23 protein-coding genes and 2 riboswitches are annotated in these 25,188 nt (G+C 38.0%); of the genes, 10 read left to right on the forward strand and 13 right to left on the reverse strand.

Features of this window, described 5'->3' with window-relative positions:
- The first annotated feature begins 121 nt into the window (after positions 1–121).
- The 3 genes from KGF86_RS10905 to KGF86_RS10915 all read left to right on the forward strand — a co-directional run bounded on the left by KGF86_RS10905 (position 122) and on the right by KGF86_RS10915 (position 2,101).
- Positions 122–412 (forward strand): YhfM domain-containing protein, encoded by a 291-nt coding sequence (locus tag KGF86_RS10905; protein ID WP_211741871.1) that lies wholly within the window; start codon positions 122–124, stop codon positions 410–412.
- 83 nt (positions 413–495) lie between these two features.
- On the forward strand, positions 496–711 hold the full coding sequence (locus KGF86_RS10910) for a hypothetical protein (protein WP_211741873.1): 216 nt from the start codon (positions 496–498) through the stop codon (positions 709–711).
- A 262-nt stretch (positions 712–973) separates the two neighbouring features.
- Positions 974–2,101 carry a CAP domain-containing protein gene (locus KGF86_RS10915; protein WP_211741875.1) on the forward strand — a complete coding sequence of 376 codons (1,128 nt, stop codon included), beginning with the start codon at positions 974–976 and terminating at the stop codon, positions 2,099–2,101.
- A gap of 143 nt (positions 2,102–2,244) precedes the next feature.
- Here the strand turns inward: KGF86_RS10915 and KGF86_RS10920 are convergent, their stop codons facing one another.
- Both KGF86_RS10920 and KGF86_RS10925 read right to left on the reverse strand, forming a co-directional pair.
- Complete coding sequence (locus tag KGF86_RS10920; RefSeq protein WP_211741877.1) at positions 2,245–5,142, reverse strand: DEAD/DEAH box helicase; 2,898 nt, start codon at positions 5,140–5,142, stop codon at positions 2,245–2,247.
- Positions 5,143–5,201: 59 nt separating this feature from the next.
- Positions 5,202–5,600, reverse strand: coding sequence for a (deoxy)nucleoside triphosphate pyrophosphohydrolase (locus tag KGF86_RS10925; protein ID WP_211741879.1), 399 nt, complete (start codon positions 5,598–5,600; stop codon positions 5,202–5,204).
- 359 nt (positions 5,601–5,959) lie between these two features.
- On the opposite strand from KGF86_RS10925, the gene KGF86_RS10930 reads away from it, so the two are divergent.
- Both KGF86_RS10930 and KGF86_RS10935 read left to right on the forward strand, forming a co-directional pair.
- Positions 5,960–6,736, forward strand: coding sequence for an ABC transporter substrate-binding protein (locus KGF86_RS10930; protein ID WP_211741889.1), 777 nt, complete (start codon positions 5,960–5,962; stop codon positions 6,734–6,736).
- Between the two features lie 57 nt (positions 6,737–6,793).
- Positions 6,794–6,976, forward strand: a complete 183-nt coding sequence (locus KGF86_RS10935) for a hypothetical protein (RefSeq protein WP_211741890.1) — start codon at positions 6,794–6,796, stop codon at positions 6,974–6,976.
- 193 nt (positions 6,977–7,169) lie between these two features.
- On the opposite strand, the gene KGF86_RS10940 is transcribed toward KGF86_RS10935, so the two are convergent.
- Complete coding sequence (locus tag KGF86_RS10940) at positions 7,170–8,132, reverse strand: alpha/beta fold hydrolase (RefSeq protein WP_211741891.1); 963 nt, start codon at positions 8,130–8,132, stop codon at positions 7,170–7,172.
- A gap of 123 nt (positions 8,133–8,255) precedes the next feature.
- Here KGF86_RS10940 and KGF86_RS10945 point away from each other — a divergent pair, with 123 nt between their 5' ends.
- Positions 8,256–8,579, forward strand: coding sequence for a hypothetical protein (locus KGF86_RS10945; protein ID WP_211741892.1), 324 nt, complete (start codon positions 8,256–8,258; stop codon positions 8,577–8,579).
- On the opposite strand, the gene KGF86_RS10950 is transcribed toward KGF86_RS10945, so the two are convergent.
- The gene (locus KGF86_RS10950) at positions 8,576–9,160 is read right to left on the reverse strand and encodes a TetR/AcrR family transcriptional regulator (protein WP_211741893.1); all 585 of its coding nucleotides are present in this window, start codon (positions 9,158–9,160) and stop codon (positions 8,576–8,578) included. The genes KGF86_RS10945 and KGF86_RS10950 overlap by 4 nt on opposite strands.
- Positions 9,161–9,313: 153 nt before the next feature.
- Between KGF86_RS10950 and KGF86_RS10955 the strand changes: the two genes are divergently transcribed.
- Entirely contained in the window at positions 9,314–10,075 is a 762-nt protein-coding gene (locus tag KGF86_RS10955) for an SDR family oxidoreductase (RefSeq protein WP_211741894.1), read from the forward strand.
- Between the two features lie 641 nt (positions 10,076–10,716).
- Here the strand turns inward: KGF86_RS10955 and KGF86_RS10960 are convergent.
- Both KGF86_RS10960 and KGF86_RS10965 read right to left on the reverse strand, forming a co-directional pair.
- On the reverse strand, positions 10,717–11,658 hold the full coding sequence (locus KGF86_RS10960; RefSeq protein WP_211741895.1) for an ATP-grasp domain-containing protein: 942 nt from the start codon (positions 11,656–11,658) through the stop codon (positions 10,717–10,719).
- An 18-nt stretch (positions 11,659–11,676) separates the two neighbouring features.
- Positions 11,677–12,726: an LLM class flavin-dependent oxidoreductase gene (locus KGF86_RS10965; protein ID WP_186869143.1), complete on the reverse strand. Its 1,050-nt coding sequence runs from the start codon at positions 12,724–12,726 to the stop codon at positions 11,677–11,679.
- A 100-nt stretch (positions 12,727–12,826) separates the two neighbouring features.
- Positions 12,827–12,934: riboswitch (SAM riboswitch) on the reverse strand.
- A 122-nt stretch (positions 12,935–13,056) separates the two neighbouring features.
- A riboswitch (SAM riboswitch) is annotated at positions 13,057–13,166 on the forward strand.
- A gap of 161 nt (positions 13,167–13,327) precedes the next feature.
- Here KGF86_RS10965 and ssuE point away from each other — a divergent pair.
- The 3 genes from ssuE (at position 13,328) to KGF86_RS10980 (ending at position 16,728) form a co-directional block, all read left to right on the forward strand.
- A complete protein-coding gene (ssuE, locus tag KGF86_RS10970) occupies positions 13,328–13,870 on the forward strand; it encodes an NADPH-dependent FMN reductase (RefSeq protein ID WP_211741896.1) in 543 nt (180 codons plus the stop codon).
- A 60-nt stretch (positions 13,871–13,930) separates the two neighbouring features.
- Positions 13,931–14,737, forward strand: coding sequence for a YitT family protein (locus KGF86_RS10975; protein WP_211741897.1), 807 nt, complete (start codon positions 13,931–13,933; stop codon positions 14,735–14,737).
- 197 nt (positions 14,738–14,934) lie between these two features.
- Positions 14,935–16,728 carry a cation:proton antiporter gene (locus tag KGF86_RS10980; RefSeq protein ID WP_343221458.1) on the forward strand — a complete coding sequence of 598 codons (1,794 nt, stop codon included), beginning with the start codon at positions 14,935–14,937 and terminating at the stop codon, positions 16,726–16,728.
- A 14-nt stretch (positions 16,729–16,742) separates the two neighbouring features.
- Here the strand turns inward: KGF86_RS10980 and KGF86_RS19675 are convergent, their stop codons facing one another.
- From KGF86_RS19675 to KGF86_RS11015, 7 genes are all read right to left on the reverse strand, one after another.
- Positions 16,743–17,678, reverse strand: coding sequence for a hypothetical protein (locus tag KGF86_RS19675; protein WP_425516483.1), 936 nt, complete (start codon positions 17,676–17,678; stop codon positions 16,743–16,745).
- A 286-nt stretch (positions 17,679–17,964) separates the two neighbouring features.
- Positions 17,965–18,783, reverse strand: coding sequence for a MerR family transcriptional regulator (locus KGF86_RS10990; RefSeq protein ID WP_211741898.1), 819 nt, complete (start codon positions 18,781–18,783; stop codon positions 17,965–17,967).
- A gap of 22 nt (positions 18,784–18,805) precedes the next feature.
- Positions 18,806–20,149, reverse strand: a complete 1,344-nt coding sequence (locus KGF86_RS10995; protein ID WP_186869139.1) for an MATE family efflux transporter — start codon at positions 20,147–20,149, stop codon at positions 18,806–18,808.
- A 302-nt stretch (positions 20,150–20,451) separates the two neighbouring features.
- A complete protein-coding gene (locus KGF86_RS11000; RefSeq protein WP_211741899.1) occupies positions 20,452–21,288 on the reverse strand; it encodes a Cof-type HAD-IIB family hydrolase in 837 nt (278 codons plus the stop codon).
- A gap of 13 nt (positions 21,289–21,301) precedes the next feature.
- On the reverse strand, positions 21,302–22,156 hold the full coding sequence (locus KGF86_RS11005; protein ID WP_211741900.1) for a Cof-type HAD-IIB family hydrolase: 855 nt from the start codon (positions 22,154–22,156) through the stop codon (positions 21,302–21,304).
- 73 nt (positions 22,157–22,229) lie between these two features.
- Positions 22,230–23,657, reverse strand: a complete 1,428-nt coding sequence (locus tag KGF86_RS11010) for a 6-phospho-beta-glucosidase (protein ID WP_211741901.1) — start codon at positions 23,655–23,657, stop codon at positions 22,230–22,232.
- Between the two features lie 61 nt (positions 23,658–23,718).
- On the reverse strand, positions 23,719–25,152 hold the full coding sequence (locus KGF86_RS11015; RefSeq protein ID WP_186869135.1) for a glycoside hydrolase family 1 protein: 1,434 nt from the start codon (positions 25,150–25,152) through the stop codon (positions 23,719–23,721).
- Positions 25,153–25,188 lie beyond the last annotated feature (36 nt).

Consider the following 25,188-nt stretch of genomic DNA (forward strand, 5'->3'; position numbering starts at 1 on the left):
AATCCTCGTAATTGGGCTCAGTTTGGTTGGATGCAGTCAAGATGTAACTAATAGTAATAACGAAATAAACCTTTCCACAAAAGAAAGGATTTATAGCAAAGCGTGGGACGGTAATCCCGTAATGGTTAAACAAAAGAATAGTAACGGTAATTATGAACTAATTAATGAAATAACTGATAGTGAAGTAGTTAAAGAAATTATAGAGGCTTTAGGTAATGCCAACTGGCAAGAGAATATCAAACTAGATATACGTCCCCCAGATTATAAATTTACTTGGAATTCTTATGAACACCATGTTTGGTTAAATGAAAATGGGACATTAGAACTTATCATCGTCGGGCAATCGAATTATGTTACGTTATCTGAAGCAGCTTCTGAGATGGTATTTGAAATCTTAACTGGAAGAAAATAATAAAATCCCTAAGCAGGCGCAAGAGTTAAACAAGGTAAGCAAGCTAGATATTTAACGAATCTATGTTAGATGGAGGGATTATATTGAAAGACAAGGAGACTAATGAGTTTGAGATTACGATAAATGCTATTAATCGCCTTACGGAAGAGGATGCTAAATCGTTGTTAAAATTAACCTATGGATTTGTTAATACTGCTATGACGGAGAATGGCGGGGATAAAATGAAATTAGAAGTTGTCGATAAGCTATCAGATATTTATAAACGAATTCCAGAATTAAATGAGTTAAGAAATAGATAAAAGCGCTTTATTTAAACACCAATAAATAAATAGAATATGTTTAAATGCTTATTTGGGAATTTTAAAAGCACAAGTTCGATTCCCATATCATAGGAATATTTAATTTCCAGTAAAAACTACTCTTCAAAATGAGTAAAAAATGTTTCATTTGAATAAACATTGTCGTATAATATTTTAATTCTCAAACTACTATTTCCCCACCCTTTTGTTCATACTGTTATTACGAATAATCTAGAAAGCTATAAAAATAAGGATGACGATCATGCCTAAATTAAGAACTATACTATTTTTAGTTTTATTGATAGGGGTACTTTGGCATTTTTATGGAGATGCCTTCCAGGAATCTGGCTACCGAGGTACTTATGACAAAATGAAACACGATGTAGAAGAAATAATGGATAGTCCCAGAATTGCCTTAACACTGGATACCCTTAAACAAGAATTTGAGCTCCTCTGGAATAAGTTCAGCTCGAATAAGGAGAATATTTCTCCTACAGAGCCAACACCAGATGCGCCAAAATTAACGCAGCCGACAGATCAAACCTTTTCTATCCATAATATTGAAATTGGTGATATGCGCTCCGAGGTGGAAAAACAAGTTGGAAAACCAAATCGTTCCACATTAAATGAATACGGCGTCGAATGGGCTACCTACCATGAGAATTACCATAACTTCCTCATGATAGCGTATGATTCCTCAGACAAGGTTGCTGGACTATACACAAATCAAGACTTATTATCATCGAAAGTTGGAATAACATTCAACAGCACAAGAAAAGACGTGTTGTCCACTCTAGATGACCCGATCAAAGCAATTCGCAAGGGAAGGATTCTCTACCAGGTACAAGAAACCGACGAGTACAATACCTTTTTAATCGATAACAATTATGTCACGATTTTTTATGATCTGCATGAAAACAATAGAGTGACTGCTATTCAAATCATCAGTGCTGATTTAGAAAAACAGAAAGCAGCCTATTTTGGAGATGCAACGTCAGCATTACAACAAGGGTTAGAATATCAATTATTCGACCTTACGAATGCCGAACGAGTAAAGCGAGGGCTCTCTGTTCTTTCCTGGGAAGAACCATTACGAAAAACAGCCCGTGATCATAGTGCAGACATGGCGAAGAATAACTACTTTAGCCATGAAAACCTAGAAGGAAAATCCCCCTTTGACCGAATGGCCGACGACGCCATATCCTTCCGTGGAGCTGGCGAAAACCTCGCAACCGGTCAGCCAAGCAGTATCTTTGCCCATGAAGGATTGATGAATTCGCTGGGTCATAGGGAAAATATCTTAAAAGCTGGATTTGATTCCTTAGCGGTTGGGGTTGCTTTTAATGAGGAGAATCAGCCGTTTTATACGGAGAATTTTTTGAGGAAGTGAGTGGGGTTTGGCTGGGATCTCTTTCGATTATCTATCCCAGCCAACAATCATTATAAGGACAAAATGCTTTAAAGGTAGAGTCGATGACTGTTAAAAATTCGACTCATCCTTGGGCTGCCTACAGTATCCAAAAAACTACAATGTTAATCGTTTATCCCCTCTACTATATACCGATATAACCTATTATCAACAGGTTTTTCCATGATCATATTCATATGAACTACCGGTATTTGGTTGCCATTTTTATCAAGCATAGTATCTTGTTTGACCGTTTTTTTATCAGGATTAGCCTTTCCAAGGTAATAAAAACTGCTGCCCTCATCATCATCCTTTTTAACAAAGAGATGAATATCCATGTTTTTTTCCTCAGCATGGATAATTTTTTGGACTTCTTTTGATTGTAGTGTTCTATTACTTCTTGTATACCATTTAAATGTTTCGGGTGTTATGAATTCGTCACCATAGTTAACACTTGATTCTACTTCTTCATCCTTGTGGTAAGTTACAAAGATTGGGCAAGTACCATATTTAGGCTTATAGCCGTACATAGTAGAACTCTCATCATTATTCCAGTTTAGGAGCTTACATACATCCTTTCTTGAGTATTTCTCATATAGGGTAAGTGATTGATTACAAGTATACTTGTGACTTTTTTCAAAACCACTTTCTACTATATCATTTAGAGAATGACGAAAATATTCATTAGATTGAAGACTATTTTTTATTGTTTCATTAAATGCGTATTCCTCATCACTAAATATTACTATTGGCTCTTCTCCATACTTTTTCTTATCTGATTGAGTAAAGAAAGAGAGATCAAATATGCGACGCACAGAGTCTATAGTCCCATCATCAGTTGAACATCCAGATTCACGTAAAGTATTTATATACTTTTCTTCGGTCACTCTCATATTCCCCATAAGTAATTTTAAAAGCACTAATTCATGCTTTCGTTTTCCGTTTAAAAGTTCAATGGATACCATTGTAAGTACTTTTTCTTCATAAGAACTTAATCCAGGAATTTCTTCATTCATCTTCAAAAGAAACTGATAGTAGTTTTTAAACTTATCCACTATAACTGTTGGATCAATAGAATGGTTAATAACAAAGTCAATTAAATCTGGTACTCTTCCTAACCTATTTTTTAAATTCATATAAGCTTCTCTTAAAACTTTAACTGCTGTTAGATTACTATTGTTAATAGACTTAAAGATTTGCTTTCTAGCAATTTCTTCAAAGTTTACTGTTGAAACCCCTTTAATATAACTAGTTTCTGATGTTTGTCTTCTAATATTATCTTTATTTTGCGACTTATCTCCAGACAATGCTATTGGGATAAGGTAATTGTTCTTATAATTTCCAATAAAATCAATTACTGTAACAAAATCCTTTGAATTATGTTTCCTTAATCCACGCCCAAGTTGTTGAATAAAAATAATACTGGATTGTGTCTGTCTTAACATAACAACTTGGTTTATACTTGGGATATCAATACCTTCATTAAAAATATCAACCGTCAAAATATAATCCAAGTCACCATTTTCTAATCTAGATACTTGTAGCATTCGTTCTTCTTGGGAATTTTCCCCCGTTAAAGCTATCGTCTTTAGACCTCGATCATTCAATGCATGTGATAGTTTGACTGCCTCTTCCTTCCGACTACAAAACATTAAACCTCTAACTTTTTCACCAGAATATCCATAATAATTAATCTTATCTAGAATGTGATTCACACGTTCTTTTGTAACTAATTTTGAAAGAATTGTAGTATCGTCGATTAATTTTCCTTCATATTCCAAGTCAGTCACACCAAAATAGTGGAACGGACAGAGCATATCTTCTTCTAATGCTTCCTGTAATCTAATTTCATAGGCTATGTTATAATTAAACAACTCATAAATATTAAAATCGTCAGTTCTCTCTGGAGTTGCAGTCATACCCAATAAGAATTTCGGGGTAAAATAATCAATGACCTTTAAATAGGATTTCGCACCTGCTTTATGTACCTCATCAATTAAAATATAATCAAATTCATCACGGCTAAAATTCTCTAATTTCTCTTGTTTCGATATCATTTGTATTGTTGCAAATAAATATCTCGCATCAGTCTCATTACTTGAACCAGACAGTATTCCGAAATCTTTCTCCAGTCCTCCTAAAATTCTCTTAAAATCTGATTTAGCTTGATTAAGGATTTGTTCCCGATGGACGATAAACAGCATACGTCTTGGTGCAAATTGTCTTACATCAAAAGCTGAAAGATACGTTTTACCTGTACCAGTTGAAGAAATTACCAATCCTTTATCGTGCCCCTTACTTCTTAGAGCATTAATTTGCTTTAATGCAGCTTGTTGCATTTTATTTGGGGTAATATTCAACGCTTCTTCTAGTGGATTATGATTATAATCCACCGGGAAATCTAGCAATTTTTCTGCAGACTTAAAATCTATCGGAGTAAAATTCTTTTCATATTTATTTATCCACCTATCATTCAAAGGTGTGCTCTGTTCCCAGATTTGTTCGAATTGCTCCTTAAAATGATGAATTAATTCACCATTTTCATGTGATGTAAGTTTGACATTCCATTCGTGATTCACTTTTAATGCCTTCGCAGTTAAATTAGAACTACCTACCACTAATGTGTAATAATTTTCTCTTTCAAATATGTACCCTTTAGAATGAAAGCCTTCTACTTCAGCTAATCGTACCTCTACATTTGTAATCTTTAGTAATTCTTTAAATACTTTAGGCTGATTAAAGTTTAAAAATGTAGACGTTAAGATACGTCCTCTAATGCCCTTTTTCTTCAAGTCCAATAAATGTGATTTCAATGTAGCTAAGCCACTCTCAGTAATAAATGCTACTGAAAATAAAAAACTCTTACAATAATCTAACTCCTCTACAATTGAAGTTAAAACGTTCTCATTATTTTGCTGGTTATTCATCAATAATTTAGGAGAATGACTACCATAACTTTTAATTTTGCTATCTATAAACCCTTTATGTAATGCTGATTTTAAATCATCGATTAGTTGCTCCATTAATACCATCCTTCCTCCAGCATAACCTTATACGAGATTAACTTATTATAGTGAATAGACTATAAATTAACTTCCTCAGCTAATTTATTTATTGCTGGAATATCAGCTGGTGCCCAGTCTAAAGTTTGGAGTTCACTGGGTTGCAACCACTTTATATTTACATGTTCAGTTAATATAGGATTTCCTTCATTAAGCTTGCAAATAAAAGTTGTTAGGTGAACAATTCCAAAATCATATTCATAACTTGTATGTTCGACTTGATCTCCAACTTCAATTGTACATTTCATTTCCTCTTTAATTTCTCTTTGTAAAGCTTCTTTAGGTAGTTCACCTTTTTCTATTTTTCCACCAGGGAACTCCCACTTATATGCCAACGATTTACCAGGACCTCTTTGCGCACACAAAATTTTTCCATCTTTTACTATAACTGCTCCAACTACATGTATATCTTTTTTCATATTTTCCTCCTGATAGTTCTTATTACGTATAAAAACATTATAACTTATTAGGAAGAATACTTGAAATATATATGAAAAGGCTCAGGGACATGACCTTCTTCTAACCAAATACAATGAACTAATTACAATAAAGCCTGCTTAACCTCTTCCATCTAGCTTCAACAAAAAACATGGAGAATAATTCAGTTTCTCCGTTCATGTTAATCGTATAATATTAAGAAAACCCATGGGATAAAAGCAAAAAAAGTAATGCATATATTTTTAACGGTATATTGTACCTTGTAGTTAAAAAGCCTACTTTTCCATTTATCATTTTGCTATAATATCTCTAAGTTTAATGACGAAAGGAGGTCCCACCCATGCAAACCATCCAAGACCACCTAAACCGAACCCTAACCCTCCCCCACCCACCAAAACGAATCATCTCCCTAGTCCCAGCCATCACCGAAACAATGTACCACCTAGGGCTGGAGGGTAAAATCGTTGGACGCACAAGATTCTGTATTCATCCAAAAGACAAAGTCCAACAAGCGATAAACATCGGGGGAACAAAGGAGATTAAGCTTGACCGGATTCATGAATTGAAGCCTGATCTTATTATCGCGGAAAAAGAAGAGAATACGAAAGAGATTGTCGAGACGCTTGAGCAGTTTTACCCTGTCTTTGTCTTTGAAGTGAAAAGTATTACAGATGTTTATCGGATGATTGCTGATGTGGGAAGATTAACGGAGCGAGAGGCGGAATCTACCAATCTAGTAGAAGGAATTCAACGCGAAATCTTACATATACCAAATGTAAAGTGCAAACGTGCAGCCTATGTCATTTGGCAAAGGCCGTACATGGTCGTGGGTAAAGACACATACATTCAATCGTTACTTACGGAAATGGGCTTTACTAATCCCTTCACAGCACTGGAAGGCAGATATCCAGCAGTCACAGAAGAAGATTTTCGCCAAGCAGAGCTTGATTTCATCTTATTAGCCACCGAACCATACCCATTCCGGGAAAAACATATAGCAGAATTTCAAGCGATGTTACCCGATGTAAAACCAGTCATTGTCGACGGGGAGATGTTTTGGTATGGGGCTAAGATGATACAGGCTGCGGCTTATTTTAGAGAAAAGTTCTCAGGATAATGAAAGAATAATCTGTTTATTCGTGGTAAAATATGATGATAAAGGAGTGAACATCATATGCACTGGAAAAAATACGGAATACTTTTACCACCCTTTCTCATCATTGCTGTTCTATTGGGAATTTATCTTCCTATAGGTCAAAAATATTTCGCAACACTAGTAGTCCTATTATTTTGGGTATTCTACTATGCTTGGATTTTTATCGAGAAGAAGCGAGGAAAAGATAATTCCGAATCCTAGGTGTTCAATTTTGTCTAGCTTTTACGGGAAATTCCATATCCTATATAAAAAGAAGTAACTGCCCCAAGTCCAATGGATAGCGATTACTTCTTTTTTCATAATACATCAAAATGACCAACCACTCTTTAGATGGCTTGTAGCGACTACATTAGCAGAGAAAACCGACAGCCCCATCTAACACCATCAAGAAAATTCACCCCAACAAAAATTCCAGCACATCCCCATAAACAACCGCATTCTCCACCTCGTTCAACACCTCATGCTTCATCCTCGGATACACCTTACTCGTAATATGCTTATACCCCACTTTTCGCAAAGAACCTAAAGAATCCTTCAACCCTTTCGCTCCACCTGTAATCGGATCCTCAGCCCCAGTGATACTCAAAATTTTCAGCTCTGGATTTCTGCATTGATACTTGTGAAAACTATGTAGCTCACGATCTGCGCTAAATACCGTTAAGGTGGCATTGTTTTGATATTCATAATTGCACAAAGGATCAAGAAGATAATTCTCGATATTTTCCTCGTTATAACTAAGCCAGGAATTGTCCTCACTATTTCCACCCATATCACGGATAATTTTACTATAGCCATGCTTACCAGAGAAAAACGTAAGCACTCTACCAATCATAAGGGCAAGGCTAACCCCTGGTACATAATTAGCGGTTCCACTTAATACTAGCTTCTTTATCTCATGATCATGCTCCTGCAGATAACATCTAGCAAAGATAGACCCAAGAGAATGACCAACTAAATAGACATCCTGATTAGGAAAGCGCTTTTTCACATAGCGCGTAATAAGAAGCTGGTCTGCAACAATCTCTTCCAAACCATTCATATACCCTAATGGATAATCCTTATTAATAGAATAACCATGCCCACGTGTATCGGAAATAATGACAGTTAGCCCATGCCTAGCCAAATAGTTAGCGAAATCATAATACCGTTCCTTATGCTCGTTCGCACCATGAATTATTTGTACTATTGCTTTTAATTCCTTCGCATGTTCTCGCGGGATGGGCGCATCTTCTTCCTCTTTGGGCTCATTTATCCGCTGGGCGGGTGCATCTTCTTCATGTTCACGTAGACTTACTGCCTCAAACAACGCTACAGATAGTTCTAGCCCGTCGTTTGCTGTTAATTTGAATTCTTCCATCAGTTCCTCTTCCTTAAAACCGTAATGGGGTATCCTCTAAATTGATTCATCTATAGTATGAGAAGAGAATAATTACCTCATTCGTGGTAAACTAAAACACATCAATAACTCGGAGGAACAACAATGGAAATCTCATTAACCACATGGAAAGCACTAGTAGAAAAGAAACTAAAGAAAAAAGTCCTCATCAAGATGATTTGGAATGATGAGGAGAAAATGACCTTATTTATAACACCAAATATGAAAATTAACTCATTTCTTTACGACGAAAAAGAGGGCTATCTTTTTTATGATATTGCCGGAAAACTGGTCGATTACCCCATTCCTAGCTACCTATCAGAAAAAGATTTAAAGAATGGATACATCACCAAGCCAAGCTCCCTAACCATTAACCAACAGCCCTTGACCAAAGAAGATATGGAATTTTTAAAAACAAATATATCCTAACCCCGCCCTGTTCGAAACGGGCTATTAAGCGAGAGAATCATGATTAATTGTTCATTTAATTCTTCAGCGGATGACTGGTAATCCTGTCGATGCCATTCCATTAACAATCCTAGGATGGCATTGGACTGGTAGCTGATTAAATAATCGATATGTACCGTACTATCCGGTACTAGCTTGGACTGCTCAAGTGATTCTTGCATAAACGAACGCACCGTATCAAAAAGTAAATAATAATACATCATCGGAATCTGTCGGTCAAAGACAATTTGATAGAAGGATTGATACTTTTTCACATGATGGAAAATTTGGATCATGTCTGCACTCATTTTTTCTATCTTAAAACTTGTTTTAATATACGGTTCCTCGTAGGCGCGCCTAAAATCATCCACAATCACTTCTAAATAGCGCTTAAAAACTTCATGCACATCTTTGTAATGCGAATAGAACGTCCCACGATTAATCTGTGCTAAGCGGCATAACTCCGCTACCGAAATATCCTCTAAAGGCTTCTTTTTCAATAACTCCAACAAAGCATGGCGTAAACTTTCCTGTGTTTTGATCACTCTTAAATCATGTTTCAAAATTTTTTCACCCCTAAAATCAACATATGCTTCCAAAAGTGTTGACTAATCAACGTTTTTCCGACTTTTCGTTGTTTGTTAATCATGAAGAGCTGTCGTATAATTTTACTGTACACATGTTCATTATTTTTGACAAGTATAGGAGGAGATTACATGAAATTAAAAGACAAAGTAGCCGTTGTAACCGGTGCAGCATCTGGAATGGGGAAGGCTATCGCAGAGCTTTATGCTAGTGAAGGTGCTAAAGTGATTGTTGCTGATCTAAACCTGGACGGTGCGGAAGCGGTTGTAAGGGGTATCAAAGAAAACGGTGGAGTAGCGAAGGCTATTCAAGTAAATGTTGCTAAACAAGAAGACATCGATAACATGATTGACACAGCAGTAAATGAATTTGGAACATTAGACATTTTAGTTAACAATGCTGGTATTATGGATGGCTTTGAACCAGTTGGCGATATTTTGGACGAGCGTTGGGATTTAATTTTCGACATTAATACGAAGGGTGTTATGCGCGCCATGCGCAAAGCCATCCCTATTTTCCTAGAAAAAGGAAAAGGCAACATCATCAACACCGATTCAACAGGTGGCATGAATGGTGCCCATGCTGGTGCAACATACGGAGCCTCTAAACACGCGGTAATTGGTCTTACTAAAAACACCGGCTACATGTATGCACAAAAAGGCATCCGCTGTAATGCAATTGCTCCAGGTGCAGTAGAAACCAACATTTCTGCATCCATGAAAAACATTAACCCATTTGGAATGGAGCGCACCAAACCAGTCCAAGGTGTTATCCCACGCATTGGAAAACCTGAAGAAGTAGCACAAGTTGCATTATTCCTAGCATCCGACGAATCTAGCTTCGTAAATGGTACAGTCATCACCGCAGATGGTGGATGGACCGCAGCATTTTAATTCACTTATACATGGAAAGAAATCGCGCGAAGTTTTACTACTACTACTTCGCGCGGAAATATTACTAACTCGCGCGAGATCCATTCCTTTTCGCGCGGGAATCTCCTAAACTCGCGACACTTTCTCCCTTTTCGCACGAACCTTATCCTATTTCGCGCCACATTCACTACCCCGCGCGATTTCACCACAGGCTCGCGCTTTTTTTACTTCTCCTCGCGCGAACTCTACTTTCCGTTCTCAACCAAACTTACTCTCGCGCGACTTTCTACCCTTTTCGCGCGAGACTTACCACTTTTCGCGCAGGAATCTCTTAAACTCGCGACACTTCCTCCCTTTTCCGCGCGACTCCCATCACTTTTCGCGCCACATTCACAATCCCGCGCGATTTCTCCCCAGGCTCGCGCTTTTTTTACTTCTCCTCGCGCGAACTCTACTTTCCGTTCTCAATCAAACTTACTCTCGCGCGACTTTCTACCATTTTCGCGCGACTCCCATCACTTTTCACGCCACATTCACTACCCCGCGCGATTTCACTCCAGGCTCGCGCTTTTTTCACTATTCCTCGCGCGACACTTATCCTTTCTCGCGCGAAATACACCTACACCCGCGCGAGCCCAAGCCTACCCACACACTCTACAAATCTACTCTACTACCTTTGCCAATTCCTTCCCTAAATACTCTGCAACCGCAAGCATTCCATATACCCCACCGTTTGCTTCTGCTTCGCTATTATAATTTGTATTCGTATTAATATCATAGGTAAAAATATTGCCATCTTTATCCTCAATAAATTCAATTCCAGCGATATGAATATGATTAGCTGCTAGTAGTTGTTCATATTTTTCGATGATCGGGTGGTTAAAGCCTTCTCTTATCTGGAATTTTGCTGGTTGGGAGCTTTCTTCGCCTACTGGGCAGAAGAGATCATCTATTGTGCATGCGTCTGCCGGACATAATTCAAAGCCTTCCGAAGTATCAACGCGAACAGCATAGAGAAATTTCCCTCCAACAAATTCACAACGAGTGATAAAAGAGTCCGGGGACTCGATATAATCTTGAAGTAATGTAATGCCATCCACTGGTTCTTCAAAGCTATCCCCATCTAAATATTGCTCTAATGCCTCCACTGAAGTGAAAAGTTGTACACCAAGCCCTTTCCCTGCTCGGTTATGCTTGGTAATAAATTTCTTTCTTTCAAATGTCTTCGCTGCCTTTAAAATGTCAGCTTTTCCTACTGCGGCAATCGTTCTCGGGGTCTTAATTCCGAATTTCTCAAGCTCCAAATATTGTAGGACCTTACTTATTTCTAGCTGGAGCACACGACTTCCATTAATGACGACCCTGCCATGATGCTCCAACCAGGAAAGAACCGCACTTGTTAATTCTGGGGCAAAGCGATGTCCCCTTGTATGGGAGGAGGCGCTCATACGGCTATAAAAAACTCCTTCAGGTGGAACGGAGGTAAGGTCCACCGTGCCATGTACTAGATTCCAATCTTCATAGGGTAAATCTAACTCTTCCAATCGCTTGAATAAATGCTCTGTCCATTCACTATTCTCATGTATCACATAAATTTTACTCATCATAAAAACCCCCTGCTTCTAATTTGTTAATGCGGAGCGTAATTCTTCTACCTTAGGCATTACCTGTTGTGAGAATCGCTCTAATTCCTCTAGCTGTGGGGAGCATTGTAACAATAGTAAGTCTACCCCTACCTGCTCAAAGGCGATGATTTGTTTCGCGATTTGCTCCGGTGTGCCGATCAGATTTGGACGAATTCCTCGATTGGATACGGAATAATCCTGTAGTTGAATCTGCTGTTCCAGCTCTGATTTCGATGTAAAGTCTTTAAATCCTGCATATCCACTTAGGTCGTTTACGGTTGTGATTCGTTTTAATTCTTCCTGTGCTTCTTCCTCTGTATCACGACAAATGACGTAGGCTGCCATCCCAATTGTGCGGAAAGGCTCTCGTCCTGCTTCTTGTCTACGCTGTTTCATATCAGCAATCTTGGCTTGTGCTTCCTCCACCGTATGTCCATGGATGACATACGCATCACAAAGCGATGAAATGACCTGTTTCCCTTTCTCACTTTCGCCACCCGCATATAAAATTGGGTTTGGCCGTTGGACTGGCTTAGGGGAAAGCTTGGTGTTCTCTATTTGATAAAACTGGCCCTGATAGGAGAAGGTTTCCTCCGTCCATAATCCTTTCAGAATCTCAATAAACTCTGCTGTTCGGTCATATCGTTCATCATGTGCGGTAAAATCACCACCATATTGCTTCGCCTCCTCGGCCCACCAGCCAGAAACAACATTTAAGGTAAAGCGTCCATTACTAATATGGTCGATGTTTGCCGCCATTTTTGCTGTAACAGCTGGATTATGAAACACGGGACGAACCGCTGTCATGATCTCGATTTTTTCTGTTACGGCTGCTAAAGCTGCTGCAGTAGACCATGCCTCTAAGGAATCCTTGTCTGTACCTTTAATATCATTCAAGTAAAGCTCCGCAATTAAGGTAGTATCATAGCCCCATTTTTCTGCTGATTGAATTACTTTCTTTGCATAGTCAAACGTTGGTGGCATCTTTTCATCCTCGACATTACGTAACCACCCGCCAAAAATCGGTAACCAAAATCCGTACTTCATAAAACTTCCTCCTCATCCACTTGTGTTCTATCTGTAAAACATAAAAAAATCTCCTTCCCTAGATAGGAAAAGAGATAACTACTAAAAATAAGTTTGCACTCTCCTATCTTCCAAGCAATTGCTTGATGGAATTGGCACAGTATTCTTATGAAAGAACCTGTTGCCGAGGCTTCAAAGGGCCATGTCCCTCCACCTCTCTTGATAAGATCAAAAATTATTTGATTATTTCCTCTATCATAAAGTAACCCTTTCCACCTTGTCAATCATTAATTCCTACTTGACTGATAGGAATTGTTCGAATAGAATATAACAATAATTGCACACCACTACTTCTTATCAAGAGAAGTCGAGGGAACAGGCCCGATGACGCTTCAGCAACCTCTGATATATCATGTCAGAAAGGTGCTAATTCCGACGAGATTATTCTTGAGAGATAAGAGATTACATACAACAATGTAAAATCCCTTTATTCTCACCAGAAGAATAAGGGATTTTTCTGCTGATAGGAAGTAAATGCTAGGAAAAAACACAATCGCAAAAAGGACCGAATGTCCATTTTTCAAATGAATCGATGCAAGGAAATAGGAAAGGTTGAGTAGGAATGAGTGAGATCGTTATATTTTCTGGTAGTACTGCTACATTATCTGGCTCTGAGCAGGTATTACGTTATTTCGGGAGCCTATTACATGAGAGACAATTTTCAGTAACCCATATTTCGGTAAGAGATGTACCATATCAAGATCTTTTTGACATGAATATAAACAGTCCAAAAATAAAACAAATGACAGCATTAATCGAAAATGCCCACGGTATCCTGATTGGGTCACCGGTTTATAAGGGAGCTTATTCCGGGGTGTTAAAAGCATTCATTGATCTTCTGCCACAGGATGTGTTGAAGCATAAGCCAGTCCTTCCGATTATGACTGGTGGGAGTCCTTCCCATCTTTTAGCCCTCGAATATACACTGAAGCCACTATTAGCCACATTAAAGGCGCATAATTTAAAAGGCCTCTACCTATTGGATCAAACAATCAATAAACAGAGGGAAATACCAATAGTAGATGAGGAAACCATACAGCGAGCAAGAAAACAGCTTGATTATTTCTGTAAATTAGTAGTTCACAGGCAGACAACGCCCATTTAGATGATTCAGCAGAATTTTAGCTAAAGATACTAATTTACATACACTAGGGAGAGTTACATCATGAAAAATATAATCGTCATCATCGGATCCTTTATTGTTGCATTTGCCTTTAATTTCTTTCTGGTCCCTTTTGGTATCTTAAGTAGTGGCGTTAGTGGTATAGCTATTTTAGTTGGACTCATTACGCCACTTGATATCGGAATTCTGACCTTTATCTTTAATTTACCGTTACTCTTATTGGGCTATGTTAAATTAGGGAAGAGGATTACCGTGAATACACTGATTTGTGTCGTGTCCCTATCTTTCTTTTTATATATTTTACCAGTAGTTGCGATAACTGATGATATTTTGCTTTCAACCATCTTTGGAGGAATTATTGGTGGAATTGGAGTCGGTATCATACTGAAATATTCCGGAACCTCTGGTGGGTTGGACATTATCGCGATTATTATTTCCCGTAATAGTAATATTAGTGTAGGGCTACTCCTTACCGGAATGAATGGTGTCATTGTCCTGCTATCTGGTGCTATCTTCAGCTGGGACATTGCATTATATACCCTTTTATCTATTTATTTGACGGGGAAAGTTATCGATGCGATTCACACAAGTCATATCAAACTGACCATGCAGATTGTGACATCAAAAGGAGATCAAATTAGAAAAGAATTACTGCAATCCGTTTATCGTGGGATTACGATTACGGAGGGATTCGGTGGTTATACAGAAGAAAAGAAACAAATTCTAATGATGGTCGTGACCCGTTATGAGACCGTGAAAATAAAAGAAATCGTTCGTCAACACGATGACAAAGCGTTTATTAACATCTTTCAAACCGTTGAAATTGATGGTGAATTTGCAAAGAACTAACGAAAGAACTCGTCTGCCCTGTTTCCTTTTCTATTTTCACCCTAATAGAAAAGGAATTTGGGGATAAGATGTTAGTAGTCGTATTCATTTTTCTATGTTAGCAAAAAAATAAAACATTACATTAGCTAATAAAGCAAGCCAGTGATAAAATACGCTTATTCCAATCATTTACATATAACATAAGAAGGTGACTAGATATTCATACAGAATTTGTACTCATTAGTATTGTTATTGTCATTTCACTCGGTATCTTATCACAATGGTTAGCCTGGAGAATTCAATGGCCATCTATTGTCATCATGTCTGTTGCTGGATTATTAATTGGTCCGGTATTCGGATTAATTAATCCGCAAGAAGCGCTTGGGAGTCTTTATAGTCCCATTATCTCGCTTGCAGTGGCATTAATTTTATTTGAAGGTAGTACAAGCTTAGATGTACGAGAATTAAAGGGAATATCGAAGTCGGTATTCCGAATTGTCACGTTTGGTACTACGTTAGCCTGGATTGGTGGCTCCTTAGCTGCTCATTTCATTGCAGGACTTAGTCTAGAAATATCGTTTATTATTGGTGGCCTATTTGTCGTAACAGGTCCTACCGTTATTATTCCTTTATTAAGACAAGCAAAATTAACATCACGGGTATCTTCTGTCTTAAAGTGGGAAGGCATTATTGTCGATCCAATCGGGCCGTTGCTTGCCCTCTTTGCATATGAGATTATTAAGATTACATCATTAGAATCGTTTAGCTTTCATAATTTTATTCCATTCTTTATTGACTCCCTTTTAGCGGTAGTAGTGGGGATTGTGATTGGAATAGTAGTAAGTTTTCTAGCAGGAAAAGGTTGGTTCCCTGAATATCTTAAGTCTCCTATCATCTTTTGTTTCGTGCTCATTTGCTTTACCATCGGGGAATCGATTATGCATGAAACCGGGATGCTGGCTGTAACGGTGATGGGATTAACACTCGCAAGAACAAAAAAATATGTTCACTCTATCAGTAGTGTGACCCATTTCATGGAAAACATCTCTGTCATGCTTACATCAACCGTGTTTATTTTGCTTACGGCTTCCCTTACAAGAGAAACAATATTTGATGTCTTCACATGGCCAATTATTGCCTTTGTACTTGTCATGTTGTTTGTCGTAAGGCCGTTTTCTATTTGGACTTCCACCATTGGTACGGAAATGACCTTAAAAGAAAGAGCACTAGTTGGGTGGATTGCACCGAGAGGGATTGTAGCACTGACGGTTTCAGGTTATTTTGCAGGTATACTGGTTGAGGATGGGTATTCCAATGCTACTATCTTAACACCATTAACATTAGCACTTGTGTTAATCACGGTTTGTGCACATGGATTTTCAATTGGTCCAATCGCGAGAAAGCTAGGCTTGGCTAATAATGAATCAACTGGTGTCGTGATGATTGGGGCAAGCAGTTTTTCCATTGCATTAGCCGCTCATTTAAAAGAGATGGGGACACCTGTATTAATTACAGATACGTCTAATACTCGCTTACACCAAGCAAGAACATTAGGGATAGAAACATATCATGGGGAAATTTTATCCGAGCAAAGCGAATTCGATATTGATATGACTCCGTATGATAGGATGCTAGCGATGACAGGCGATGTCGCATACAATGCACTCGTTTGCCAATCGTATATTCCAGAGTTTGGCTACCAAAATATCTTTGCCCTCCCTGCTAAAAGGCAGAATTCCAAAGGGGCAGAGCTCCCACCTTCTATTAAAGCCAACCTATTATTTGGCGAGGGAGAAAGCTTTACCGAATTAAACAAAAAGGTTAATATTGGCTATCAACTAAAGAATTTCTTTATTGAAGAGAAAAAGACTGTCCTTAAGGAAGACCTGCCATTTACAGGTACTCCATTATGTATTAAAAAGAAAAATGGCAACATTGTCTTGGTTACGTTGAAGGAAAAACTCACGCTCGATGAGGGGGATCAGCTTGTTGCTTTAGTGCTGGAGGAGTAATCCTCCAGCTTTTTTTATTCACTAACCTGTAGCAACTTGATGAGCTCCGCCACCTTTTCATCACTACCTGGGTCAATATACACTAATGCTGTATTGTCGATGATATCGGTATAGAATTTCTCACCTGCAGGGTACTGGCCATCCCAGCGTAAAGGAACATTGTATATATTAATCGTTCCATCTCCATTACCACTATACGTTACCGAACCATCCACTAAGCGAGAACCCGCTAGCTGAATAACATCTTCTGGATAGCTAACACTGGTCTCATCATTAGGGTTAATTGGTGTACCAGCTGGAATATGGTGAACATTTAATCCCTCAATATCTTGATTAGGTCCAAGCTGCAACCAAACTCGAGCGTATTCGATTTGTTCACTAGAGTATTGCGTTAGTACGCCACCCTGATTCCCTACTTGTACATTACTATTCTCATAATCTTGTATTAACATAATCGAATTACTTCCATCATATGACACCCAATTAACGGAATCGATGTGAATCGTCTCGTCAATTGTAGGCATATCATCCATTATCTTCTCCGCCATAGCAAACATTTCTATTGTTCGTTCATCATCGACATTAGGCGAGCCGCTTTTAAAAATAGCATCTATCTCTTGCCCAAATTCTTTCGTATCAGGAAGAATGTTAACAGTATAATTCATCTTGTCCACCTCGGCATCTTCCCATGCCTCTGCTACATAATGTAGGTTTTCCATTGCATAATGCTCATTTAAATAACTTTCTACATCAAATCCACCGTCTGCCGAGTCAGGTGTCGATGTTGAGGCTTTTTCCTCACTTTCTGATTCATCGCTTGGATTGCTTTCTGTACCGGTATTTTCATCCGATGCCGAATGATGATCCTCATGATTTTCATCCTGTGCGGAACATGCACTAATCATAAACAATAAAGCCGCTAGCAACACTAGCCAAAAAATTCTCTTCATTATGTATACTCCTCGTATGATTTTTTAGGCTATTCTTTATACTGGTTACGCTATCCATTACAGTTATAAAATGTAAAGAGAAATAGCCGACAATTGTAAGTATATCATCTATCCTTCTATTTGTTACCCGTATTCGTTATTTTTAGATAGTTTTTCACTGTGGTTGGTTTCATTTCTACCCTAAAGGAGCAGTATGACAGCAAATCTACACCAAAAATAGTGTACGAATTTACTGTCATACTACCAACTTTTCTATAGCAATGATTCGTTTTTAGTTTCGTTTCTACTAACTCTTTATCGGAACAGAAAGCTTTATTAAATACTTCTCAAACCCCTCAACAGATAACTCATCTAATAAGATATCCTCATAGAAATAATCTATTAGCATAAGATTATACTCCTTCGCGTAATCGACTAACCTTTTATAGGTTTGCTCAATCGTAGCATAACCTTCTGCATGATAAGCAACCAAATAATGTCCTCTTTCCATCTTCTGATTCGCATAGGTGGCCTCTTCCACTTTCGTATAAAGATAATCATACTGAACTGCATCACCGTTTAACACTTTCTCCACTCGAATCATCCACCCCTCCGTCGAGGATAAAATATTATTTTCCTCTAGATACGTATTGTGGCGCTGTATGGAGTCATAGAGACTTTTCTCATTTGTTAATGGCTTCGTGTCCGTTACCACAATAAATTGATCCTTCTCTCTGTATTCCATCGTAATTTCTGAAGTATTGACAGAGAGCGCATTTTTCGTGATCGCTATTTTTTCAGCTACTATTTTTTTCATTACTTCCAGCTGCTTGATTTTCGTATTTAGTACTTGCTCTTCCTTCTCCATTAAGTGAATTAACTTCTCTGGAGAACGTTTATCTAGATACTTTTTAATATCCTTTAGTGGCATATCTAATTCCTTAAGGGTCAAAATCACATTTAAAACATCCGATTGATATACAGAGTAGTACCGATATCCATTCGACGTCACGATTTCTGGAGAGAAAATCCCAATTTTATCGTAGTAAAATAACGTATCCTTATTCACATTCATTAATTTTGCAAATTGGCCGGTCGTTAAATGAATTTGTGGATTGATCTGCATAGAACATCCCCCCTCTATTCGATTACACATATTGATACTGGCTTTTATATCTTTTAATAAAGTAAATACACACTAATATAGATAGAAATTCCGCTATAGGTAAGGCAATCCAAATTCCAGTAACACCAAAGAGTAATGGGAGTACCAATAATCCAATTAAGACAAAGACTAACGTTCTTAGGAATGAGAAAATCGCGGAAATCTTTCCGTTTGAAAGTGCCGTAAATAACATCGAGGTAAAAATGTTTACTCCCATAAATAAAAAGCTAATACAAAAGATGTGAAAGCCCTCTATAGCAATCTGATAGACATTGCTGTCCTTTTCCACCATCACTTCAATTAGAAATGGTCCTAACAAATAGGATAGTCCAACAATTACAACGGAGCAAATCGCAATCACACGTAAACTGCTCTTCACAATAAACCGTAATTGCACGACATCTTGGCTCCCATACTTATAGCTGATAATTGGTGCAATGCCAACTGAATAGCCCATAAAGATAGGAGTTAGGAACATCATGACATAAAGCATGATCGTAATAGCTGCTACACCGTCTACCCCAATATAATGTAGCATTAATAGGTTAAACGCTAACACTACAACAGAAGATGAAAGGTTTGTCACCATTTCCGATGAACCATTGATACAGGTTTTCAAGAAAACCTTCCCATCTACCTTTGGCTTAACAAAATACAGACCACTTCCCTTGAAATAGCTAAAATATCCGATTCCGATTATTGCCGGAATCACGATACCAATTGCCGTGGCCAGTGCTGCTCCTTCAACCCCCATATTCATTTTCACAATAAAAAGGTAATCTAGCACAATATTAGTTGATCCACCAATAAGGGTAATAACTAAGCTTAATTTTGGCCTTCCCGCGGTGACAAAAAAGTTTTCAAACATCATCTGGATAACTAGCAATGGACTAACCGCTAATAGAATCTTCGCATAGGCTAACGTATAATCAAAAAGCTGACTACTTGCGCCTGCCCCTAGAAGTTCTAGTAAAGGATGGATACATAATAATCCTAAGAACATGATCAATATTCCAATAGTAATTCCACAGAGTACAATAAATGTAAAATTACTTCTTGCCTCCTGGTAGTTATTCTCGCCCATTTTCTTAGCAATAATGGCACTTCCTCCAGTACCAATCATTAAAGCAATAGCAAATATCACGGTATAGATAGGCATAAATATATTAATAGCTGACAGGGCAGTTGCATTGACATAACGTGCAACAAAAATGCCATCGACCAGCGTATAAATAGAAACAAATAGCATAACTACAATCGTTGGAGCTGCGAATGCGAGTAATGATTTCCGTGTGTATTGTTTTTCTAATCCTCTTGTCATTTCCATATAAGTCCCTCTCCTTCATTCCATCACTATGAATATCCTAAAGTATGGAGTAACCCCATAGTCAAGAGGGGGAGAGATGGCTACTTGATAGATTCATTCTTATAAAATGCAATTTTCCATCCAGATCAATCGAGGATACTTACCTATTTATTAGTGCCTAAAAAGGAATAAGCACGAAAGAAAAACAGCACCTCCTGTTTGTGTAAAAACTGGAGGTGCCGTTAACTACTTCTTTTACTTCATTATAATATCGCTTTTTCGCTTTATAATACCCTTTTCTTAGAAATCACACGATAGCCGTGCTAAATCAATCCATATTTCCTAAAACTATTAAAAATACCATGCTCATCATGTGTATCCGTAATATCATCGGCTGCTTGCTTTAGAGCTTCTTTCGCATTTCCCACGGCAATTCCATGCTGGACAAATTCAATCATTTCTAAATCATTCATTCCATCACCATAGCCAAATGTATCGTTTCTATCTAAATTTAAATACTCTAGTACTGTTGTGATGGCTGTCGCCTTATTAATGCCTGGGACCGATAATTCTCCACTATTCTGTCCAAACACAGGAACCGTACTCGATAGGACAGTGAATTTCGTGCCGAATTCCTTTCTAATGGTATCGATAGGAATAGCAGAACCGAGAAATGAAATCTTATTAATGTCCTCACGAATTAGACTTTCCCCTTCAATTAGTGCATGATAAAAGGGACGTATCCCTTTTTCTACTTCTTCCTTTGCATCAGGATTATCGATGAGGATTTCCTCAATAATCGTCTCAAGATGTTGTTTACAGTGCTTACTAGCAAATATGCCACCATTTGATTCTAGGTAAAAGTCTATCTTGTGTTCATTAAAATAGTTTACGAGATGTGTGACATCCTCTTTTGCTACTGTTTTATGAAAAATGACCTGTTCCCCTATTTCAATATAGCCACCAGCAGCCCCTATAATCCCATCAAATCCAACTTCTAGTATTTCGGTGAAAAGCTCAGCTTTCGACCGACCAGTACAAATAAAAACAAGATGCCCATTCTTCCGAGCCTGTTGTACAGCAAGCTTGGCCGTTTCTGGAATAACACCGTTATCATTAACCAAGGTTCCATCAATATCCATAAAAATAATTTTCCTCATTTTATCAACCCTTCTAGTTACCTAACACATACTTATTCAGGGCGAAAGCAACCCCATTTTCGTCATTCGTTAGCGTAATAACGTCACTATGCTTTTTCACTTCGTCACTCGCATTTCCCATGGCAACTGCTAGACCAGCAGTCTGAAACATCGAAATGTCATTACTTTCATCCCCAATCGCTACTGTATCTTCTAGTGGAATTTCAAAATATGTTGCCATATAGCTTAGCGCATTTCCCTTACTAGCGTGACGATGCATGATATCGAAGTATAAAGAAGTAGAAGCAATCGAAATATCATCTAGCTTATGGAGAAACGTTTCGATTCTCTCTTTTTGGTGCACATCTAGTGTAATGCCGAAAAATTTTTGTATCGTATTGGTCTCGTCCTTTATCAAATCCTCGATTTGCTTGAAATGTTTATGCCCGTATTCAAGGGGGAAGTTTTTGATTAATTCTAGATCGAATCCATCGTCAACATCATGTTTTCGTGTACTTGAAGAAAACATACTTTCTAATCGCTGCTCCCAGTCCAAAGGAGCAAACACACCCTTCTGTGTAGAAATCGTATAGGGAATGTATTCTTTATCTAGTTCCTTTGCTATTTTATAGCATTGTTCTGGTTGCAGCTTGACCAAGTTAACTAGTTGACCGTCAATGTATAGAGACGCGCCATTGTTAGCTCCGACATGGCAATGTAAACCATACTTTTCCAAACTAGGAAAAATCTCATTTGGTGCACGCCCTGATAGAACCATCACAATATGTCCTTGTTGTTGTGCCATTTGGATTGCTTTTCTATTCTCTTCACTAATATCCTTTTTCGAGTTAAACGTCGTTCCATCTAAATCAAGTGCAATTAATTTCACGTAAAAATCCCCTTTAAAAAATGGATAAGATTCCCTATACATGATAGGGGTCTTATCCGTTTATACTACCTGCTTATAGCTCTTCTCCATTTGTCTTGATCACTTGCTTATACCAATCAAAGCTTTTCTTCTTGGTACGTTTTAATGTTCCATTCCCATCATTATCACGGTCTACATAAATATAGCCGTAGCGTTTTTTCATTTCACCTGTGGAGGCACTAACAATGTCAATTGGTCCCCAGCTCGTATAACCAAGGATATCGACACCATCTTGAATCGCTTCTTTCATCTCTTTTAAATGCGCTTGTAAATATTGAATACGATAGTCATCGATAACTTCCCCATTCTCATTCGGTACATCTACTGCACCTAGTCCATTCTCGACGACAAATAATGGCTTTTGATAACGATCATATAATTGGTTAGCGGTAATACGAAGTCCTTTCGGGTCAATTGTCCATCCCCATTCTGAAGTTTCTAAGTAAGGATTTTTAATTGAGCCAAATACATTTCCACTTGTTTGATTTTCTTGAACCTTTGGATCAGTACTAGTGACACGACTTGAATAATAACTAAAGCCAATATAATCGACTGTATTTTCTTTTAGAATGTTTGCATCATTTTCTTCCATTTCTAGTTCAATTCCATTCTCCTGGAAGAAGCGTTTAGCATATCCTGGGTATTCCCCTCTTGACTGTACATCGATAAAGAAGAAGGATTCACGGTCTTTATCCATCGCATCCATTACATCATCCGGATTACTAGAATATGGATAAGTCATCCCAGCAGCTAGCATACATCCGATCATGGCATCTGGAATAATTTCATGGCCAGCTTTTACTGCTAGAGCACTTGCCACAAGCTGATGATGTGCTGCTTGATATTTTATTTGTTGCTCATTTTCGCCTTCTTCAAATACTAGTCCAGCACCTACAAATGGTAAATGGAGTAGCATATTAATTTCGTTAAAGGTTAACCAGTATTTCACTTTATCTTTGTAACGAGTAAATACGGTTCTCGCATATTTTTCAAAAAGATCTACCAATTTGCGATTTCTCCAGCTACCGTATTCTTTTACTAGATTAACAGGAACATCAAAGTGAGCAAGTGTTACTAGTGGTTCGATATTGTGTTTCTTTAATTCGTCAAATACATCATCATAAAATTGTAGTCCAGCTTCATTCGGCTCAGCATCATCGCCATTTGGGAAAATTCGAGCCCATGAGATGGATAAACGCAAAGTTTTAAATCCCATTTCAGCAAATAGTGCAATGTCCTCTTTGTAACGATGGTAGAAATCAATTGCCTCATGGGATGGATAGAATTCGCTCTCTAAAGGTTCGTATGAAGAAAGCTTTCCTAGCATTACGGGAAAACGTTTATCTCTAGTTGGGAGTAAATCGACTGTTGTTAATCCTTTCCCATCCTCTAAATAAGCTCCTTCTGTTTGGTTCGCTGCAATAGCGCCACCCCATAAAAATCCTTTTGGAAATCCAGACATATTTTTTCTCCTCCTCATAATCAATCAGAGAGAGGAAATCCCCTCCCTCATTTTATTATTTTTATAGGTTTTCTCCATTAGAAGAAATGACATCTTTATACCAGAAGAATGATTTCTTACGTTTACGTTCTAGTGTACCACTACCATCATCATGTTTATCTACATAAATGAATCCATAACGCTTCGAATATTCCCCTGATGATGCACTTACTAAGTCAATACAGCCCCAGCTTGTATATCCTATTAAGTCAACACCATCTTCAATTGCTTCGCCCATTTGCTCAATATGCTCGCGAAGATAATCGATACGATAATCGTCTTGGATTGATCCGTCTTCTTCTACTTTGTCATAAGCACCTAATCCATTTTCCACAACCATGAGTGGTTTTTGGTAACGGCCATATAGCTCATTTAAAGCAATTCTTAAGCCAACAGGATCAATTTCCCATCCCCAGTCACTTGCTTTTAAGAATGGATTTTTCACGCCACCGATTAAGTTACCTGCACCTAGCTCTTCTGGTGTTTTCTCTTTTTTATCCGTACGAGACATGTAATAGCTGAAGGAGATGAAGTCTACTGTTCCTTCTTTAATTGTTTCTAAATCACCTTCTTGAATATCTAGTTCAATATTATTCTCTTTGAAGTAACGATTAGCAAAGTAAGGATATTCCCCGCGAACCTGAACATCTCCGCAGAAGAAATTAAAAATATCCGATTCTTGTCTAGCATGCATGACATTATTCGGGTTCGAATCAAATGAGTAGACAGGAGCATAAAGAAGCATACACCCGATTTGAGATCCTGGAATAATTTCATGTCCAATTTTTACAGCTTGTGCACTTGCCACGAATTGGTGGTGTAAGCCTTGGAAGCTATCTTGTAAGCGTGTTTCTTCACTTTCAGGAGAGAAACCAAGTCCAAATAATGGCATATGGGTTGCACCATTGATTTCATTAAATGTTAACCAATATTTGACTTTATCCTTATAGCGAGTAAAGATTGTTCTTACATAGCGCTCAAAGAAACCAACCAATTCACGATTTCTCCAGCCGCCATATTCTTTAATCAAATGTAATGGTGTTTCATAATGGGCAATCGTTACTAAAGGCTCAATTCCATGCTTATTTAGCTCGTCAAATACACGGTCATAAAATGCTAAGCCTTCCTCACTTGGTTCTAATTCATCCCCATTAGGGAAGATACGACTCCATGCAATACTCATACGGAATACTTTAAAGCCCATTTCAGCAAACAATGCGATATCTTCTTTATAACGGTGATAGAAATCTATTCCTTCATGATTCGGATACGAATATGTTGATTTATCAATTTCAAAGTCAAAACCTGTTTGAGATAATAGTTGTAATCTCGCTTTTCCTCCTGGTAAAACGTCTGCTAGATTTAGCCCTTTTCCACCTTCTTGATAGGCACCTTCAAATTGGTTCGCTGCTGTAGCGCCACCCCATAAAAATCCTTTTGGAAATTGTTTTGTCATTTTGTATTCCTCCCTCATCATGTATAGACCTGGCAT

The organism is Ornithinibacillus massiliensis, from assembly GCF_018310345.1.
GTDB lineage: Bacteria > Bacillota > Bacilli > Bacillales > Amphibacillaceae > Ornithinibacillus > Ornithinibacillus massiliensis.